The sequence below is a fragment of the Bacillus sp. AFS041924 genome, from assembly GCF_002577195.1.
GTDB lineage: Bacteria > Bacillota > Bacilli > Bacillales > Bacillaceae_G > Gottfriedia.
Genome location: NZ_NULG01000070.1, coordinates 1 through 418 on the forward strand (window position 1 = coordinate 1; position 418 = coordinate 418).

Sequence of the window (418 nt, forward strand, 5' to 3'; positions counted from 1 at the left end):
ATATTTTTCTCTCAGTTAATTTACAGATTGGACTTGTAAGATAACCTGAATCTAAAGCGACTGCTTCTACATTAAACTAAAAATGTATTCATTTGACAATCTAATCGAGAAAGATAAGGAACAGAATCATGAATATTACCTGGTGTGACAAATACATCAGTAATGATATTGAATTTCATGTCAGTTGTACGATGATCTAGATAACAGAACATTTCCTGTTTAGTTTCACGTGACATAAATCCACAATCAGGATCAGTGGTACTAACGCGAATTTCTTTTTCTTCTACTTCTACTTCTTCTTCCTTATCTTTTAAAGGTTTATATTAGATTACTATTTGTTTGAAAAAAAAATTGTATTGTTCGTGAATGGAGAACAAACTGATTAATAAATGGTCTATTTTTCTAAGTAAGAGTGATA

1 pseudogene is annotated in these 418 nt (G+C 29.7%); it reads right to left on the minus strand.

The features are described from left to right. A pseudogene (locus tag COC46_RS15695) lies at nt 1-320 on the minus strand (IS5/IS1182 family transposase); the annotation flags it as partial. Nucleotides 321-418: the final 98 nt, after the last annotated feature.